Source organism: Rhizobium sp. OAE497, assembly GCF_040546565.1.
Classification (GTDB): Bacteria; Pseudomonadota; Alphaproteobacteria; order Rhizobiales; family Rhizobiaceae; genus Rhizobium.
Genome location: NZ_JBEPOA010000001.1, coordinates 2,924,649 through 2,940,784, shown reverse-complemented (window position 1 = coordinate 2,940,784; position 16,136 = coordinate 2,924,649). Strand labels below are relative to the sequence as shown.

13 protein-coding genes are annotated in these 16,136 nt (G+C 62.2%); 7 read left to right on the top strand and 6 right to left on the bottom strand.

Annotated elements, in window-relative coordinates; all coding sequences use genetic code 11:
- Nucleotides 1–2: 2 nt before the first annotated feature.
- Nucleotides 3–1,001 (bottom strand): glycosyltransferase family 2 protein, encoded by a 999-nt coding sequence (locus ABIE40_RS14965; RefSeq protein WP_199627717.1) that lies wholly within the window; start codon nucleotides 999–1,001, stop codon nucleotides 3–5.
- 110 nt (nucleotides 1,002–1,111) lie between these two features.
- Nucleotides 1,112–1,396 carry an exopolysaccharide production repressor protein gene (locus ABIE40_RS14960; RefSeq protein WP_112720024.1) on the bottom strand — a complete coding sequence of 95 codons (285 nt, stop codon included), beginning with the start codon at nucleotides 1,394–1,396 and terminating at the stop codon, nucleotides 1,112–1,114.
- Between the two features lie 784 nt (nucleotides 1,397–2,180).
- Here ABIE40_RS14960 and ABIE40_RS14955 point away from each other — a divergent pair.
- The 4 genes from ABIE40_RS14955 to ABIE40_RS14940 all read left to right on the top strand — a co-directional run bounded on the left by ABIE40_RS14955 (nucleotide 2,181) and on the right by ABIE40_RS14940 (nucleotide 6,536).
- The gene (locus tag ABIE40_RS14955) at nucleotides 2,181–2,861 is read left to right on the top strand and encodes a sugar transferase (protein ID WP_199627716.1); all 681 of its coding nucleotides are present in this window, start codon (nucleotides 2,181–2,183) and stop codon (nucleotides 2,859–2,861) included.
- Nucleotides 2,862–2,936: 75 nt separating this feature from the next.
- The gene (locus ABIE40_RS14950) at nucleotides 2,937–4,202 is read left to right on the top strand and encodes a polysaccharide biosynthesis/export family protein (protein WP_199627715.1); all 1,266 of its coding nucleotides are present in this window, start codon (nucleotides 2,937–2,939) and stop codon (nucleotides 4,200–4,202) included.
- 13 nt (nucleotides 4,203–4,215) lie between these two features.
- Nucleotides 4,216–5,481, top strand: coding sequence for an O-antigen ligase family protein (locus ABIE40_RS14945; RefSeq protein WP_199627714.1), 1,266 nt, complete (start codon nucleotides 4,216–4,218; stop codon nucleotides 5,479–5,481).
- A gap of 47 nt (nucleotides 5,482–5,528) precedes the next feature.
- Nucleotides 5,529–6,536: an acyltransferase family protein gene (locus tag ABIE40_RS14940; RefSeq protein ID WP_199627713.1), complete on the top strand. Its 1,008-nt coding sequence runs from the start codon at nucleotides 5,529–5,531 to the stop codon at nucleotides 6,534–6,536.
- A 9-nt stretch (nucleotides 6,537–6,545) separates the two neighbouring features.
- Here the strand turns inward: ABIE40_RS14940 and ABIE40_RS14935 are convergent, their stop codons facing one another.
- Complete coding sequence (locus ABIE40_RS14935) at nucleotides 6,546–9,731, bottom strand: efflux RND transporter permease subunit (protein ID WP_199627712.1); 3,186 nt, start codon at nucleotides 9,729–9,731, stop codon at nucleotides 6,546–6,548.
- The gene (locus ABIE40_RS14930) at nucleotides 9,728–10,909 is read right to left on the bottom strand and encodes an efflux RND transporter periplasmic adaptor subunit (protein WP_112720029.1); all 1,182 of its coding nucleotides are present in this window, start codon (nucleotides 10,907–10,909) and stop codon (nucleotides 9,728–9,730) included. The genes ABIE40_RS14935 and ABIE40_RS14930 overlap by 4 nt, the downstream gene beginning before the upstream one ends.
- 417 nt (nucleotides 10,910–11,326) lie before the next feature.
- Here ABIE40_RS14930 and ABIE40_RS14925 point away from each other — a divergent pair, with 417 nt between their 5' ends.
- The 3 genes from ABIE40_RS14925 to ABIE40_RS14915 are packed head-to-tail and all read left to right on the top strand — an operon-like array spanning nucleotide 11,327 to nucleotide 14,558.
- A complete protein-coding gene (locus ABIE40_RS14925; RefSeq protein WP_112720030.1) occupies nucleotides 11,327–11,791 on the top strand; it encodes a MarR family winged helix-turn-helix transcriptional regulator in 465 nt (154 codons plus the stop codon).
- Nucleotides 11,784–13,001 carry an HlyD family secretion protein gene (locus ABIE40_RS14920; RefSeq protein WP_130284034.1) on the top strand — a complete coding sequence of 406 codons (1,218 nt, stop codon included), beginning with the start codon at nucleotides 11,784–11,786 and terminating at the stop codon, nucleotides 12,999–13,001. The genes ABIE40_RS14925 and ABIE40_RS14920 overlap by 8 nt, the downstream gene beginning before the upstream one ends.
- A gap of 12 nt (nucleotides 13,002–13,013) precedes the next feature.
- Nucleotides 13,014–14,558 (top strand): DHA2 family efflux MFS transporter permease subunit, encoded by a 1,545-nt coding sequence (locus ABIE40_RS14915; RefSeq protein WP_130284032.1) that lies wholly within the window; start codon nucleotides 13,014–13,016, stop codon nucleotides 14,556–14,558.
- Here the strand turns inward: ABIE40_RS14915 and ABIE40_RS14910 are convergent, their stop codons facing one another.
- Nucleotides 14,559–15,146: a DNA-3-methyladenine glycosylase gene (locus ABIE40_RS14910; protein ID WP_130284030.1), complete on the bottom strand. Its 588-nt coding sequence runs from the start codon at nucleotides 15,144–15,146 to the stop codon at nucleotides 14,559–14,561.
- Nucleotides 15,143–16,060 (bottom strand): LysR family transcriptional regulator, encoded by a 918-nt coding sequence (locus ABIE40_RS14905; RefSeq protein WP_130284028.1) that lies wholly within the window; start codon nucleotides 16,058–16,060, stop codon nucleotides 15,143–15,145. The genes ABIE40_RS14910 and ABIE40_RS14905 overlap by 4 nt, the downstream gene beginning before the upstream one ends.
- Nucleotides 16,061–16,136: the final 76 nt, after the last annotated feature.

Genomic DNA, 16,136 nt, shown 5'->3' with positions numbered 1-16,136 from the left:
CGTCAGTCGGCCGGCGAGGGGAGCAGGTAGCGCAAGCCGCCGGCACCCCGCGTCGCGATTTCGACGCCGCCGGGACTGCGGAAGCGCTCGGTCTTGTCCATGAAGATGCCGCCGGCGATCGCCGGGACGGCACCCGGATTGGCGAGTGCATAGCTTAGCGCCGCTGCCGGGCCGGACTGCTTCTTCACGTCGAGGAAATGGCGCAGCTCGTATTTGCCGCGCACATGGCTTTCGTGGCGGCGCACGGCCGCCGCATCTTCCGCCGTCAGCTCGCAGGAGGCGAGGATCGCGCGATCGGCCTCATAGAGCTTGCGGATGTCGTCGGTGCGGTGGCTGCCGCTCAGCGAGTTGCCGCGCACGACCGCGCCATAGCCGCAGGAATGGATCACCTTGTAGCGGGCGCCGTTTGCGAGCGCGCGGACATAGAGCTCGTAATCCTCGCCGAGACGCATCTCCTCGCGGTAGCGCAGCTTGTGCGCATCGAGGAAGCTGCGGCGCATGACCGGCTTCAGGAAGCCGATCTCGCCGCGGCGCACGCCGCGCTTGGAGATGTTGCCGTCGACGAAGGCGACGAGATCGAGGAAGAGGGGACGGTCGGGAAAACGATCGAGCTGCTCCGGCGCGCGCATCACCGTTTCCGAATCGACGAAGGCGATGTTGTCGGCGACGAAATCCCAGTCGTCTTCGGCCAGCATGCGCCCGAAGCGGCCGGCGAAGAAGAAATCGTCCGCATCGAGGATGGCGATCAGCGGCGCTGTGGAGATCTCGATCGCGTGATTGCGGGCTGCCGATGGGCCGCGGTTCTTCTCGAAGGAGACGACGTTCAGCCGTCCGCTCGCATCATCCGCGGCGCGCGCCGCATCGGCCGTGCCGTCGCTGGAGCCGTCGTCGATGACGACGACTTCGGCCACTTCCTTCTCGCGCAAAGCCGAATTGACGGCCAGTCCGATCGTATCAGCCGCGTTCTTGGCGGCGATGATCACGCATACGCTTGCAACCACGTCGTGCCCTCCGTTGTTGCCGCAACAGTTAGGACGCCAGCGCCGCGGGGGCAATGCGAGAGGTCTTCAAAAGATGTTACGCCGCCCGGGAAGGCTCGGGCGAGGGCCGCTTACTGATTGAACGGCTCGGAATTGTTGAAGGGGCTGACCGGGATCTTGTCCTTGTCGTCACGCGCCGGCGCCAGGGCGGATGACATGCCCTTCGCGGCATTGCGCGCACGCGCTTCCTTCCACACGAGGAAAAGTACGCCACCGAAGTAGCCTATCTGCAGGAGAACCGCGCAGATCGCCGTTTGTATGAGAGTCGTCGTCAGGGAACCGTTCAACACATAGGTTGCCACGGCAAAAACGGCGAGCGCGCCGATCATGCTAACGAAAACGCGAGGTGCATACATGACGTTTGCCTCCCTTTAGGAGGTTGGTTCAATGAACAGTCACTGAACTCGGGCTTCCTCCTAAGGACCCTTTACTCGATATATTTTAGCAGGCCCTGAGTTTCAACAGAACGAAAGCATTAGTACCTTCAATCTTTCGTAGGCCGTTGCAGGTTTTCTACAGTGCTCCGCTTAAGATTTCCTCCCAGCTTTGCCTAAAATCGCCGAACGGCCGGTAACCATGCGATTTGCGGCCGTACGTCAGAAAAGGGCAAAACCTTACCCAAGGTTGTCTGCAATGGGGCATTGCACGCCTCGGCTCGCGCCACATTTGCATTGTCAGGACAACGCCTGAGAGCTCTATGCGTTCAACTTTTATTACAAAGATTTCATCTAAAACGATTTGAGTGTGCAGTGCAAAATGGATGGTGCGACGCAATATATGCGGCTACGCGCAAATAACATTTCGGTACTCGCGATAGTGGCCGCGGGCTTTTTGCAAATGCTTTTCGAATTTCCCGAAAGGATTTGTTCTTCAGTCTTTTTGCAGCGCAAAGCAAACTCCGACGGCATTAGTGCAGTGCAGCCGACTTAGACGGAAACATTGCATGCTTTGCATATTAATTTGAGCTAATCCTAAAGAAAGAAAAAGGTGAACACGGTTTCCAAAAGCCCCCTGTTACACACCCGTCTTCAAATTGTGGCTTAAAAAAACAAAATCCGCCCATACACTCCGAACCTGTCAGCGCTACCTCAGCGACCTGGGCATACCGACCAAACGGCAAACATAAGTGGAGTTAACTCTATGAAGTCTGCGACGAGATCGGACAGTACGCCATTCTTTGGCGTGGTTCATGCAAACGTGTTTCCGCCGACAGGCGGGATCATGAAGCGCGCATTCGATATTGCTGCTGCATCACTCGGCCTCGTTTTCCTGAGCCCGATTTTCCTGATGGTGATGCTGCTCGTCAAACTCTCCGATAAGGGGCCGGCCTTCTATGGTCATCGCCGTATCGGACATAACGGACAGGAATTCCGTTGCCTGAAGTTCCGCACCATGGTCACCGACGGTGACAGGGTGCTGCAGGAGCACCTGCGTAACAATCCGAAGGCAATGGACGAGTGGCGTGCGACCCGCAAGCTGCAGGACGATCCGCGGGTGACCGTGATCGGCAGCGTGCTTCGCAAGCTCAGCCTTGATGAGCTTCCGCAGCTCATCAATATCATTCGTGGCGAAATGAGCGTCGTCGGGCCGCGTCCCGTCGTACGTGACGAACTGGAGCTCTATGAGTCTTCGGCCGTCTTCTATCTTCAGGCACGTCCCGGCCTCACCGGCCTGTGGCAGATCAGCGGACGCAACGACGTCTCCTATGCCACGCGTGTCGCCTTCGACACCCACTATGTCGAAAACTGGTCTCTGACGCGTGACGTCATGATCATCGCCCGGACGATCCCTGCCGTCTGCATGCAGCGCGGTAGCTACTAACGCCGCTTCCACAGCTCGATACGTTCGCACGGTGCCGCCGATTGGCTTGCCGTGCAAATTCACGAGGAAGACTGAATGAAAGATTTCCTTTTTCGCCGCTTCACGGCACGCCGGTCCATTACCTCCAGTCTCGCCATCGTGGCGGGCTTTGGTGTTCTGATCGGCTCAGCCGGACTTGCCGGCGCTGCCGACTATCAGCTCGGCACGATGGACAAGCTGCGCATCCGCGTTGCCGAATGGCAGACGGCGGAGGGCGCGATCCGCGACTGGTCCGTGGTCAGCGGCGATTACTCGATCGGCCCGTCGGGCAGCCTCTCGCTGCCGTTCATTGGCGACCTCCCAGCCTCTGGAAAGACGACGGACGCGATCGCGCAGGAAATCGGTACCGCGCTGCAAAAGCAGTTCGGTCTCAAGGACCGGCCCTCGGCATCTGTTGAACTTGCCGAGTTCCGTCCCGTGTTTTTGACAGGCGATGTCGAAAAGCCCGGCGAATATCCGTTCGCGCCCAATCTCACGGTGGTCAAAGCCGTGAGCCTTGCGGGCGGACTTCGCCGCGCCGACGCCGGCCAGCGCTTTGCGCGCGACTTCATCAATGCCAAGGGTGACGCTGTCGTCTACACCTCGGAGAAGAACCGGCTGATTGCGCGCCGCGCCCGTCTGCAGGCCGAAACGCAAAACAGCGATGCCATCGACATGCCGGCGGAACTCAAGGATCTGCCGGATGGCAAAGCCTTGATGGCCAGCGAAGCGGCGTTGAAGGATACGCGCAAGAAGCGGCTGACGCTGCAGCTTCAGGCGCTCGACGACCTGAAATCGCTGCTGCAGGCCGAAATCGAATCTCTGGCGAAGAAGACCGAAACGCAGACGCGTCAGCTCGAACTCGCCAAGGAAGACCGCGACAAGATCGAGAATCTTGCCGAAAAGGGTCTGGCGCTCAGCGCCCGCAAACTGACGGCGGAACAACGCGCTGCCGATATCGAGGCAACGCTTCTCGATATCGATACCAATTCACTGAAGGCCAAGCAGGATATCAGCAAGGCCAACCAGGACGAGATCACCCTGCGCAACGACTGGGACGCCAAGCTTGCCCAGGAGTTGCAGGACACCGAATCCGATCTCGACACGCTCAACCTGAAACTCTCGACCAGCGATGCGCTGATGTCGGAAGCGCTGGCGCAATCGAGCGATGCAGCGCGCTTCGACCCCGAGAATGCCGCGAATATCAACTATTCGATCGTCCGCGAAGTCGACGGGCAGTCGAAGGAAATTCCGGTGCAGGAGAACATGGCCCTCGAGCCGGGCGACCTGATCAAGGTCACGGCCGGGGTCGCGATGCGATAGAAGCGGAGACCGCATGCGGATCGCCAAATCGGCAATTATTACTCCAGGCGTGAACGCGGCCTATGCCATTCCGGCGGTCGCGCTCTCGATGTTCTGCTTTGCCTATTCGATCCGTTTCGGGCAGGCGGCGATCCTGCTGTACTATGCACTCTGGCTGCCGCTGATCGCCGTCGACTACAAGAAGGTGCTCGGCAGTCACAGCAAGTTCGTCTGGCTCTATGCCTTCGCCGCCTTCGCCTTTCTCTCCGTGTTCTGGTCGCAGGTGCCCAGCGTTTCGATGCGCGCCAGCATCCAGTATTTTACGCAGGTGCTCTGCGCGCTGATCGCGGTGCGCACCGTCGATGTCCGCACGCTGACGCTCGGCGCGGTGGCGGGTGCGGCCGTCGTGCTGCTCTATTCGATCCTGTTCGGCTATTACGAATATGATCCGCTCGACGGGACTTACAGTTTCGTCGGGGCCTTTGCCTCGAAGAACCAGCTCGGCTTCTATGCCTCGATCGGCATCATCTTCGCCTTCGCCGCCGTCTTCATCTATGGCGAGCGGCGGCTCTGGATGATGGTGTCGGGCGCTGTCGGGCTGATGGCCGCCTACTGCCTTCTCGCCTCGCAATCGGCAACATCGGTGCTGACGACGGCCGTGATCGTGGCGCTGCTGATCGGATTGCGCGGCGTGCTGTTCCTGTCTCCAAACCAGCGCAAACTGCTCGTCATCGGCGGCGGTGTCGCGGCGATCATCCTGATCGTGGCGAGCGTCTATCTCGGCGTCGTCGATCTGGTGCTGGGGCTGTTCGGCAAGGATTCGACGCTGACGGGCCGCACCTATCTCTGGCAGCAGGGCATCGAGGCCTGGAAACAGAACCCGGCCGTCGGCATCGGCTATCAGGCCTACTGGGTGCAGGGCTTCTCGGAGCCGGAGCGTCTTTGGGAAGAGTTCTTCATCGGCTCGCGCAGCGGCTTCCACTTCCACAATACCTATATCGAAACGGCCGTGGAGCTCGGGCTAACAGGTGTCCTCATCCTCGCCGGCACGATCCTGGCGATGATCTGGGGCCATCTGCGCCGCGTCATCGAGGACGTGCGCAACGACGAGTCCTATTTGCTGCTCGGCATTGCCGTGCTGCTGACGATCCGCTCCTTCGTCGAGATCGACGTGCTGACGCCATATAATGTCGGTACCTTCCTGCTTTACTACACGGCGGGCAAGCTCGCCGGGGCGCGGAAGCGCTCGGCGATGGCCGAGCTGCGGCGCTACGAATCCATACCTGCTGCACATTCCTGATCATTTCATTGCCCCGCCGCAGTCTCGCGGCATCATGAGGAAACTGCATGAAGACCCTCTACGGGATCCAGTATTTGCGTGCCTTTGCGGCGCTTGCGGTCGTGGTGTTCCACGCGGCCGAGCGCACCGGTGGCCATTTCGCCATCGGCGCGGCAGGCGTCGACGTGTTCTTCGTCATTTCGGGTTTCATCATGTGGGTGATCAGCGACCGGCGCCCGGTAACGCCGCAGCGCTTCCTGCTCGACCGCCTGAAGCGCATTGCGCCGTCCTACTGGCTGGTGACGGGGATCATGGTCGCGGGCGCGATCGCCGGGCTCTTCCCGAACCTGCAGCTCAGCGCCGGCCATCTGCTCGGCTCGCTGTTCTTCATTCCCGTGCGTTCACCGAGCACCGGCGAAATCTGGCCGGTGCTGGTGCAGGGCTGGACGCTGAATTTCGAGATGTTCTTCTATGTGCTCTTTGCCGGCGCGCTGTTCCTGCCGCGCGCCTGGCGCCTGCTGTTCCTGACGGTGGTGTTCGGGCTGTTCTTCGCCGCCGGTCTCATCTGGGATCCGCAGTCGGCGGCACTCGCCACCTATACGCGGCCGATCATCCTCGAATTCCTCGGTGGCGTCTTCATCGCCGAGCTCTGGCTGCGGCGCAAGGTGGCGGGGACGAGCCTCGGTCTTGCCTGCGTCGGCGCCGCTCTTTGCGGCTTTGCGGCGATCTACCTGATGGGCGCGGAGTTCGACGAGTTCATCTGCGGGCCGCTCGCCATGGCGCTGGTCTTCGGCATGGTGTCGCTGGAAACCGGCGGCAGCATCGGCCGGGTGCCGGTTCTCACCTATCTCGGCGATGCCTCCTACTCGATCTATCTCTGGCACACGCTGACGATCTCGGTTGCCGTCAAGGCGGCGGAAATCCTCGGCCTTGACGGTGGACTGACGCTGCTCGGCGCCATCGTCGGCGGCACGGTCACCGGGGTTGCGGCTTACGAGCTGATCGAAAAGCCACTGCGGAAGATCTTTTCGGGCGAAGGCCTGAAGCGCCGCGATCTGCAGCGGCGCCCCTCCTGATCCTCTGACTTACTGGGCAGCCTCCTCGGCTTGCTGCGGCGGCGTTGCGCGCGCCGCCGCCTTGTTGCGGTAGCGGGCGCGCAGCAGCACGTAGAAGACCGGCGTCAGGAACAGGCCGAAGATCGTAACACCCAGCATGCCCGAGAAGACGGCCGTGCCGAGCGACTGGCGCATTTCGGCGCCGGGGCCGGTCGCGATCATCAGCGGCACGACGCCGAAGATGAAGGCGAAGGCGGTCATCAGGATCGGCCGCAGGCGCAGATGGCTGGCCTCGATCGCCGCTTCGATCGCCGTCTTGCCTTCCTCTTCCGCCTGTCTGGCGAATTCGACGATCAGGATGGCGTTCTTGGCCGCCAGGCCGATCAGCACGATCAGGCCGATCTGCGTCAGGATGTTGTTGTCCATCCCGCGCAGATGCACGCCCGTCAGCGCGGCGAGGATGGCGAGCGGGACGATCAGGATGATCGCCAGCGGCAGGACCCAGCTTTCATATTGCGCCGAAAGCGCCAGGAAGACGAAGATCACCGAGAGCGCGAAGATATAGATCGCCGTGTTGCCGGTGTTCCTTTCCTGGTAGGCGAGCTCGGTCCATTCGAAGGTGGTACCGGCCGGCAGGATGCTCTTTGCCACACCCTCCATGGTGTTGAGCGCGCTGCCGGTGGAGACGCCGGGGGCGGCGTTGCCCTGAAGCGGCACGGAGACATACATATTATAATGCTGGACGAGCGAGGGACCGGATGTGTCCTTGATCTCGACCAGCGTGCCGAGCGGCACGAGAGCCCCGGTCGCCGAGCGAACCTTCAGCGCCAGAATATTGTCACGCTCGACGCGGTATTGCTGGTCGGCCTGGGCGCGGACCTGATAGACGCGGCCGAAGGCGTTGAAGTCGTTGACGTAGGACGTGCCGAGATTGATCGACAGCGTATCGAAGATATTGGGGATCGGTACGTTCAAGGCGCGCGCCTTGTCGCGGTCGATCTCCAGGAAATATTGCGGACTGGAGGCCGAGAAGGTGGTGAAGACGCCCGCGAGCCCCGGCGTCTGGTTGGCCTTGCCCATGATCTGGTAGGCCGCACCGAGAACCCGGCGCATGTCCGAGCCCTCGCGGTCCACCAGCTGCATCTTGAAGCCGCCGGCATTGCCGATGCCTGAAATCGGCGGCGGCGGTATGGCGATGATGAAGGCCTCCTGGATGCTCTGCAGGCTGCCATAGAGCTGGCCGATGATCTGGCCGGCATTCTGGTGGTGCTCCAGGCGGTTTTCGAACGTATCGAAGGCGGCGAAGACGACGCCGGCATTCGAGGCATTGGTGAAGGTGGCGCCGCTGAACCCGGAGAAGGCGACGGCATTCTTGACACCAGGCGTGTTGCGGATGATCTCGGAGGCCCGCTGCACGACCGCATCGGTACGGGCCAGCGAGGCGCCGTCAGGGAGCTGCACGACGACGATCGCATAGCCCTGGTCCATGACCGGCACGAAGCCGCGCGGCACGATGTTGCCCATATAATAAGTGAGGCCGAGCAATCCGGCGAAGACGAGGAGGGCGACGCCGATCGCCGCCCAGGTGCGCACCAGATGGCTGACCACCCAGGAATAGCCGGCGCTCATCTTGTCGAAGCCGCGGTTGAAGCCGTTGGCGAGCGCATTGCCGGCGCGCGAGATCGGGTTCCTCGGCTTGTGATGGGCGTCGTGCGGCTTCAGCACGATGGCCGCAAGCGCCGGCGACAGGGTCAGCGAGTTCAGGGCGGAGATCGCCGTTGCCACCGAGATGGTGACGGCAAACTGCCGGTAGAACTGGCCTGAAATGCCGGGAATGAATGCCGTCGGCACGAAGACGGCGATCAGCACCAGCGAGATGGCGAGAACGGCGGTGCCGACCTCGTCCATCGTCACATGCGCCGCCTCGCGCGGGCTCATGCCTTTCGCGAGGTTTCGCTCGACATTCTCGACGACGACGATCGCGTCGTCGACGACGATGCCGATCGCCAGCACCAGGCCGAACAGCGTCAGCATGTTGAGCGAGAAGCCGAAAGCAAGTAGGAAGGCGAAGGTGCCGATCAGCGAGACCGGAATGGCGACGATCGGGATGATCGCGGTTCGCCAGGACTGCAGGAAGACCAGCACGACGAGGGCGACGAGGATCGCCGCTTCGGCAATCGTCTTATAGACCTCGTTGATCGATTCCGAGATGAACTCGGTCGGATTGTAGACGATGTCGTAGGAGAGGCCGTCCGGGAAGTCCTGCTCGGCGGTCTGCATTGCCTGCTTGATCGAGGCTGCCGCCGCCAGCGCATTGGTGCCGGGGCGGGAGAAGATGCCGAGCGCGACGGCCGGCTTGCCGTTCAGGTAGCTGTTGGTGACATAGTCCTTGGCGCCGAGCTCGATGCGGGCGATGTCCTGCAGCTGCACGAGGCGGCCGCTTTCCGTCGCCTTGACGATGACGTAGCGGAACTGGCGGGCATCGGAGAAACGCCCCTCGGTCGTGACTGTATATTGGAAGGCATTGGTGCCCGAGGTCGGCGGCCCGCCGATCGAGCCGCCGGAGACCTGGACGTTCTGATCGCGCAGCGCCTGGACGACGTCACTCGAGGTCATGCCGTAGGCCGAGAGCTTTTCCGGATCCAGCCAGATGCGCAGCGAATACTCGCGTTCGCCGAAGATGATGACGTCGCCGACGCCATCGAGGCGCACCAGCGTGTCGCGGATGCGGCTGCGGGCGTAGTTGGAGACGTAGAGCTGATCGTAGCGCGAGTTCGGCGACAGGAGATGCACGACCATCATCAGGTCGGGTGAGCTCTTCGCCGTGGTGATGCCGATGCGGCGGACTTCCTCGGGAAGGCGCGGTTCGGCGATCGCCACGCGGTTCTGGACGAGGACCTGCGCCTTGTCGAGATCGGTGCCAAGCTTGAAGGTGATGGTCAGCGCCATCGAGCCGTCGGCCGTCGAATAGGAAGACATGTATAGCATGTCCTCGACGCCGTTGATTTCTTGCTCGATCGGCGTCGCCACGGTATTGGCGATGGTCTCGGAATCGGCGCCCGGATAGGCGGTGCGCACGACGATCGTCGGCGGGGCGATTTCGGGATATTGCGCGACGGGGAGCTGGAAATAGGCGAGCCCCCCGACGATCAGCAGCACAATGGAGAGCACCGACGCGAAGATCGGCCGGTCGACGAAGAAATGGGCGAACCTCATTGCGCCATCTCCATGCCTGCTGCTTCCGGCGGGATGTCGTCGCGGCTCTGCGGCAGCTCGGTCATCTGCGGCGTGATCTTCGAGCCGGGGCGGGCGCGCATCAGGCCGTTGACGACGATCGTCTCGGTGCCGTCCATGCCCTCGCGGATCGCTCGATAGCCATAGAGCCGCGGCCCGGGTCTCACCGGCTTGGTCGAAACGGTGCCATCGGCGCCAACAACATAGACGACGCGCTGGTTCTGGTCGGAGCCGATCGCCTCGTCGGGAACGAGGATCGCTTTATAGGTATTGGAGGCCTCGATCTGCACGCGGCCGAACAGGCCCGGCTGCAGGATCAGGTTCGGATTTTCGAAGCGGGCGCGGATGCGCATGGTGCCGGAAGCGTTGTCGACGCGGTTTTCGGCGAAGTTCAGCTTGCCGGCGAAAGGCTTCTGGCTGGAATCGCTGATGCGGACCTGAACCGGAACACCGCCACCGCCTTCCTGCAGGTCGCTGCCGCGGGAGCGGGCGGTCTCTGCGAAGTTCAGCAGGCGCCGTTCGTCGACGTCGAAATAGAAATCGATCGGATCGAGCGAGACGATGGTCGTCAGTATCGACTGGTCGGCCTGCACGAGGTTGCCGGCCGAGATCAGGCGGCGGTCGATACGGCCGCCGATCGGCGCGGTGATCTTGGTATATTCGAGGTCGAGTGCGGCGCGGTCGGCAGTCGCCTGGGCGCCGCGGACGTTTGCCTGGGCGGAAACCCAGTCGCGGCGGCGGTCATCAAGTGTCGAGACCGACTGGCTGCCGCTATTGGCGAGGGATTCCGCGCGCTTGAACTGCGTTTCGGCATAGGAAAGCGTCGATTTCGCCACTTCGAGAGCGGCATTCGCTTCGTTGACGGCGGTCAGGAACGGGCGTTGATCGATGACGAAGAGCAGGTCGCCCTGCTTGACGATCGCGCCGTCGCTGAAATGCACTTCCTGCAGATAGCCGCCGACGCGCGAGCGGATCGCAACCTCATCCACGGCCTCGAAACGGCCGATGAACTCGTCATTGTCGACGACGTCGCGCACAACGGGCTTGGCGACCGTGACTGGTGGGGGAGGCGGGGCTGCGGCTTCCTGGGCCCCAGCGGTCAGCGGCAAGAGCGCCGTGACGAAGCCGAATGCAATGGCGGCACGAAGAGAGTAAGGCATAGCGATCCCCCGTATGGGCGGCCGTTATGCCGCCAATCTCATGCTGAAATGATGCGTCTCATATCCACTGCTTCAAACGCGGCGGGCGCGTCTGCACTTCCATTCAATGCGCCAAGTGCGCCAGGCCAATAATCGAGCCGCCCGGTTCGTCCCGGGCTAACCATCTGAAACGGCACTATAAGCGGCACTTGCCGGAAATTGCAAACGACAATGGGTTGCATCTCGACCGTTCTTTCGTGCCCGGTTGCAGAGCTCTCAGCGGGGGCGGATGCGGCACGAAAATCAATCTTCGCTTAACGCTCCGCTGCGGCATTTTAGCCGCACCTGCAGAATCTGAGCCGGCTGATCTTGTGCGCTGCACATGCTCAATATATCTACAGACATTATAAGCACACTTATTAATAGCTGGCACAGTTTATGAACTCCAACCCGACCCTCGGCTTCCTTCTTCACGACGTTGCCCGGCTGCTGCGCAAGCGGTTCGAGCAGCGGGCGAAATGCCTTGGCCTGACGCGCTCGCAGTGGCAAACGCTGGCCTATCTGTCGAATAACGAGGGCATTCATCAGGGTGGACTCGCCGAGATTCTCGAAATCGAGCCCATCACGCTGGTGCGCATTCTCGACAAGCTCGCAGACCGCGGCCTTATCGAGCGCCGTCAACATCCGACGGACCGGCGCATCTGGCTTCTTTACATGCGTGAAGCTGCCCATCCCATCCTCGCCGAAATGCGCGAGCTGGGCGATCTGACCCGGGCCGAGGCACTGCAAGGCGTGACGCCGGAACAGCGCGAAGCCCTTTTCAACATCCTGTCCGAAATGAAGACGAACCTAGTACAGGCGTGCCGGACACCGGTCGCCGATAAAGAGCAAAGCCATGGCTGATAAATCCTCCCTCCGCGTTGTCGCTGATGCCAACGCAAAGCCTGCCGAAGATATCGAAACTGCAAAGACGCAAGAAACGGTAGCAGAAGCGCCTTCATCCAATTCAGCGCCCGCTACCGCTGTCGCTGCGCCTGGCGGCACCACGGTCCGCCGCCGGCGCAGCCTCACGCGCCCCGTTCTGTTCGCACTGCTGCCGCTCGCCCTCGTTGTCGGCGGCTATTACTACGTGAACGGTGGCCAGGTCATGTCGACCGACAACGCCTATATCCAGGCCGACATGGTGGGCATCACCACCGACGTCTCGGGTATCGTCGACAAGATCAATGTTCATGAGAACGAGACGGTGAAGGCCGGGCAGGTTCTGTTCAACCTGCAGTCCGATACCTTCAGGATCGCTCTCGACGGCGCCAAGGCGCAGCTCGGCGTGCAGCGCAACCAGATCGCCAATCTGAAGGCGAGCTACCAGCAGTCGCTGGCCGAGATCACCCAGGCCGAGGCCGATCTGCCCTATTACCAGGACCAGTTCGACCGCCAGCAGAACCTCGTCAACAACGGCAGCGCCACGCAGTCGGCCTATGACGAAGCCAAGCACAATCTCGAGGTCGCGCAGCAGAAGGTTTCGGTGGCGAAGGCCGAAGCGGCCACGACGCTCGCCCAGCTCGGCGGCAATGCCGACCAGCCGGTCGAGGAAAACCCGCTCTACCTGCAGGCCAAGTCGAATGTCGACAACGCCCAGCGCGAGCTTGACCACAGCGTCGTCAAGGCGCCGTTCGACGGCGTCGTCACCAATGTCAACGCACTGCAGGTCGGCTCCTACCTGCAGGCTTCGCAGCAGGCCTTCTCGCTGGTTTCGACCAACAATCTCTGGATTGCCGCGAGCCCGAAGGAAACCGAGCTGACCTATGTGAAGCCCGGCCAGGAAGCCACCGTCTATGTCGACACCTATCCGGGCGTTGCCTGGAAGGGCAAGGTCGAGAGCATCAGCCCGGCTTCGGGTTCCAGCTTCTCGCTGCTGCCGGCGCAGAACACCACGGGCAACTGGGTGAAGGTCGTCCAGCGCATTCCGATGCGCGTCAGCATCGAGGATCAGCAGGGCAAGCCGCCGCTTCGCGTCGGCATGAGCACGGTCGTCGATGTCGATACCGGCCACGCCCGCGGCCTGCCTGATTTCGTCAACAACCTGCTTGGCCGGAAGACCAGCCACCAGTAACGGACAACTTCCATGAGCAACGCTCCCGCAAGCCCGGCGACACCTGTCGCCAACCGCGGCGCGATCACGGCCTGCGTCATCCTGGCCGTCATCATGCAGGCTCTGGATACGACGATCGCCAACGTTGCGCTGCCCTATATCCAGGGCAGCGTCTCGGCCTCCGCCGACCAGATCAACTGGGTTCTCACCTCCTATATCGTCGCCGCCGCGATCATGACGCCGCCGTCGGGGTTTCTTGCCGCCAAGTTCGGCCGCAAGAACGTGCTGCTGACGGCGATCGTCGGCTTCGTCGCTGCATCGGTCCTCTGCGGCCTGGCGCAATCGCTGAACCAGATCGTCGCCTTCCGCCTGCTGCAGGGCCTGTTCGGCGCCTCGCTGGTGCCGCTGTCGCAGGGCATCCTGCTCGACATCTACACGGCTGAGGAACGCGGCTCGGCGATGGCGCTGTTCGGCGTCTCGGTCATGGTCGGCCCGGTTCTTGGCCCCGTCATCGGCGGCTGGCTGACCGACAATATCAGCTGGCGCTGGGTCTTCTATATCAACGTGCCGATCGGGGCGCTGGCCTTTGCCGGGATCGTCATCTTCGTGACCGAGACCAAGAGGGATGCGCTGGCGAAGCTCGACTGGTTCGGCTTCGGGATGATGAGCCTGTTCATCGCCGCGCTGCAGCTCTTCCTCGACCGCGGCGAGCAGCTCGACTGGTTCTCGTCGGGCGAGATCGTGATCGAGGCGATCGTCTGTGCCGCGGCCTTCTATCTGCTGGTCGTGCATACGCTGACCTCGGAGAAATCCTTCGTCAATCCGAGGCTTTTCCTCGACCAGAACTTCACCGTCAGCATGATCTTCATCTTCGTGATCGGCATCACCTATCTTGCCTCGCTGGCGCTGATGACGCCGTACCTGCAGACGTTGATGGGCTATCCCGTCATCACCGCCGGTATCGTCATGGGTCCGCGCGGTCTCGGCACGATGCTCTGCATGTTCATCGTCGGGCGGCTGATCGGCAAGGTGGATTCACGTTGGCTGCTGGCGCTCGGTCTCGGCCTGACGGCCTGGGCGATGTACGACATGACCGGCTGGACGCCCGATGTCTCGCAATGGACGATCGTCTCCGTCGGCTTCATCCAGGGCGCCGGTCTCGGCTTCCTGTTCGTGCCGCTGACGACGATGGCCTTCTCGACGCTCCCGGCGCAGATGCGCGGCGATGGCACGGGTCTCTATAACCTGTCGCGTAACATCGGCTCGTCGGTCGGTATCTCCGTGGTCTCGGCGCTGATCGTCGAGAATACGCAGAGCAATCACGAGTCGATCGCCGCCTATGTCACGCCTTTCAACCATGCCTTCAATGCGACGGCGGCGCAGGGGCTGAGCCCGCTGACGGCGGCCGGACGTGCGGCGCTCAACGATGTCATCACGCTGCAGTCGACGATCATCGCCTATATGGACGACTTCAAGCTCTTGATGCTGATGTCGCTCGCCGTCATGCCGCTGGTCTTCCTGCTGCGCAAGCCGAAGGCCGCCCAGCCGCCGATGGATCATGCGGCGGTGATGGAATAATTATCTGAACGGCTTGCTGAGATAACGCGATCCCTGAATGCCGAAGCGCCATGGTGCTTCGGCATTTTTCGTAATTCCGATCCGCTTGCCGGAGACGATGGGGACAGGGGCGGAGGGAAAGAGTGCGTAGGGCTCGCGGTCGAGCGGCCGGTCGTTGATGGCGATGCCGATATCGAGCGCCTGGCAGAGTTTGCCCGGGCCGCTGCAGAGCGCCGTCAGCTGGTCGGTGCCGCGGCGCTCAGCCATCTCAGCGATGCCGGTTTCCGGTTCGAGCGCCCGGATCAGCACCGCCGAACCCGGCGTGCAGACGAAGTTCAGGCACCAGTACATGCCGTAGATGCGGTAGATATAGACATTTGCGGGCGGGCCATACATGGCGCCATTGCGCTTGGTCGGGCCGCGGAAACTGTGCGAGGCCTCGTCGTCGGGAAAATAGGCTTCCGTCTCGGTGATCCTGCCGCCCGCGCCATTGACCAGAAGCAGGCAGCCGAGCAGCTCTCGCGCCACCGCTATCGCATCGCGCTCGAAGAAGCCGCGCAGCGCATCGCCTGTGAGCGCAGCCGTGCCGATCGATCCCTCTTTATTCAACTGACGCCCTCGTTGCCCGTATCGCGCCGGTGCTCTGCAAAGATCTTCACCAGCCAGTCGATGAAGACGCGCACGCGCGGCGAAAGCTGACGGTTGCGAGGGTAGAGAAGTGAGACCGGCGTTTCCGTCAAGGGATAATCCTTGAGGATCTGCACGAGTTCGCCGGTCGCGAGGTAGCGCTCGATATGATAGCGCGGGACCTGGATCATGCCGAGGCCGCAGCGGGCGGCGGCATGCAGGCTTTCGGCGGCGTTGACCGAGATGGTCGCCGGAATGGTGATCTCACGCACCCTGCCGTCGACAGTGAATTCCAGCGGCATCAGCGTTCCCGTCGCCGAGGAGCGGAAGCCGACCATGCGGTGGCCGTCCAGCCTGTCTGGATGTTCGGGCATGCCGTGGCGCTCCAGATATGCGGGCGAGGCCAGCGTGATCTCCTCGAGCATGGCGACGCGCCTCGCCACCATGTCGCTATCCTGCGGAATGCCGACGCGCAGCACGCAGTCGATGCCTTCGCGCACCAGATCCACCAGCCGGTCGCCCTCGCTCATGTAGAATTCGATATCGGGATAGGTCTCCAGGAACGACGGCAGGCTCGGCAGCACGAAATGCCGGGCAAGCGTGCCGTGAACATCGACGCGCAGCATGCCCTTCGGCTTGGCGCCGGCAAAGGCGCCTTCGGCATCCTCGATATCGGCCAGAATCGACAGGCAGCGCTGGTAATAGGCCTCGCCATCCAGCGTCGGGCTGACATGGCGCGTCGTGCGCTGCAGGAGCTGCACGCCGAGCCGCGCCTCCAGCTGTTTCACCGCATCCGTCACCGTCGAGCGCGGCAGGCCGGTATCCTCGGCGGCGGCGGTGAAGCTTCGCCGCTCCACGACGCGGGAATAGACCCGCATGGCATCGAACCTGTCCATTTGTTCGTTTTATCCGGATAGTGATGCCGAACAATGCCTGATTATCCGAAAGAAAGATAGGCGCATCTTCTCCTCA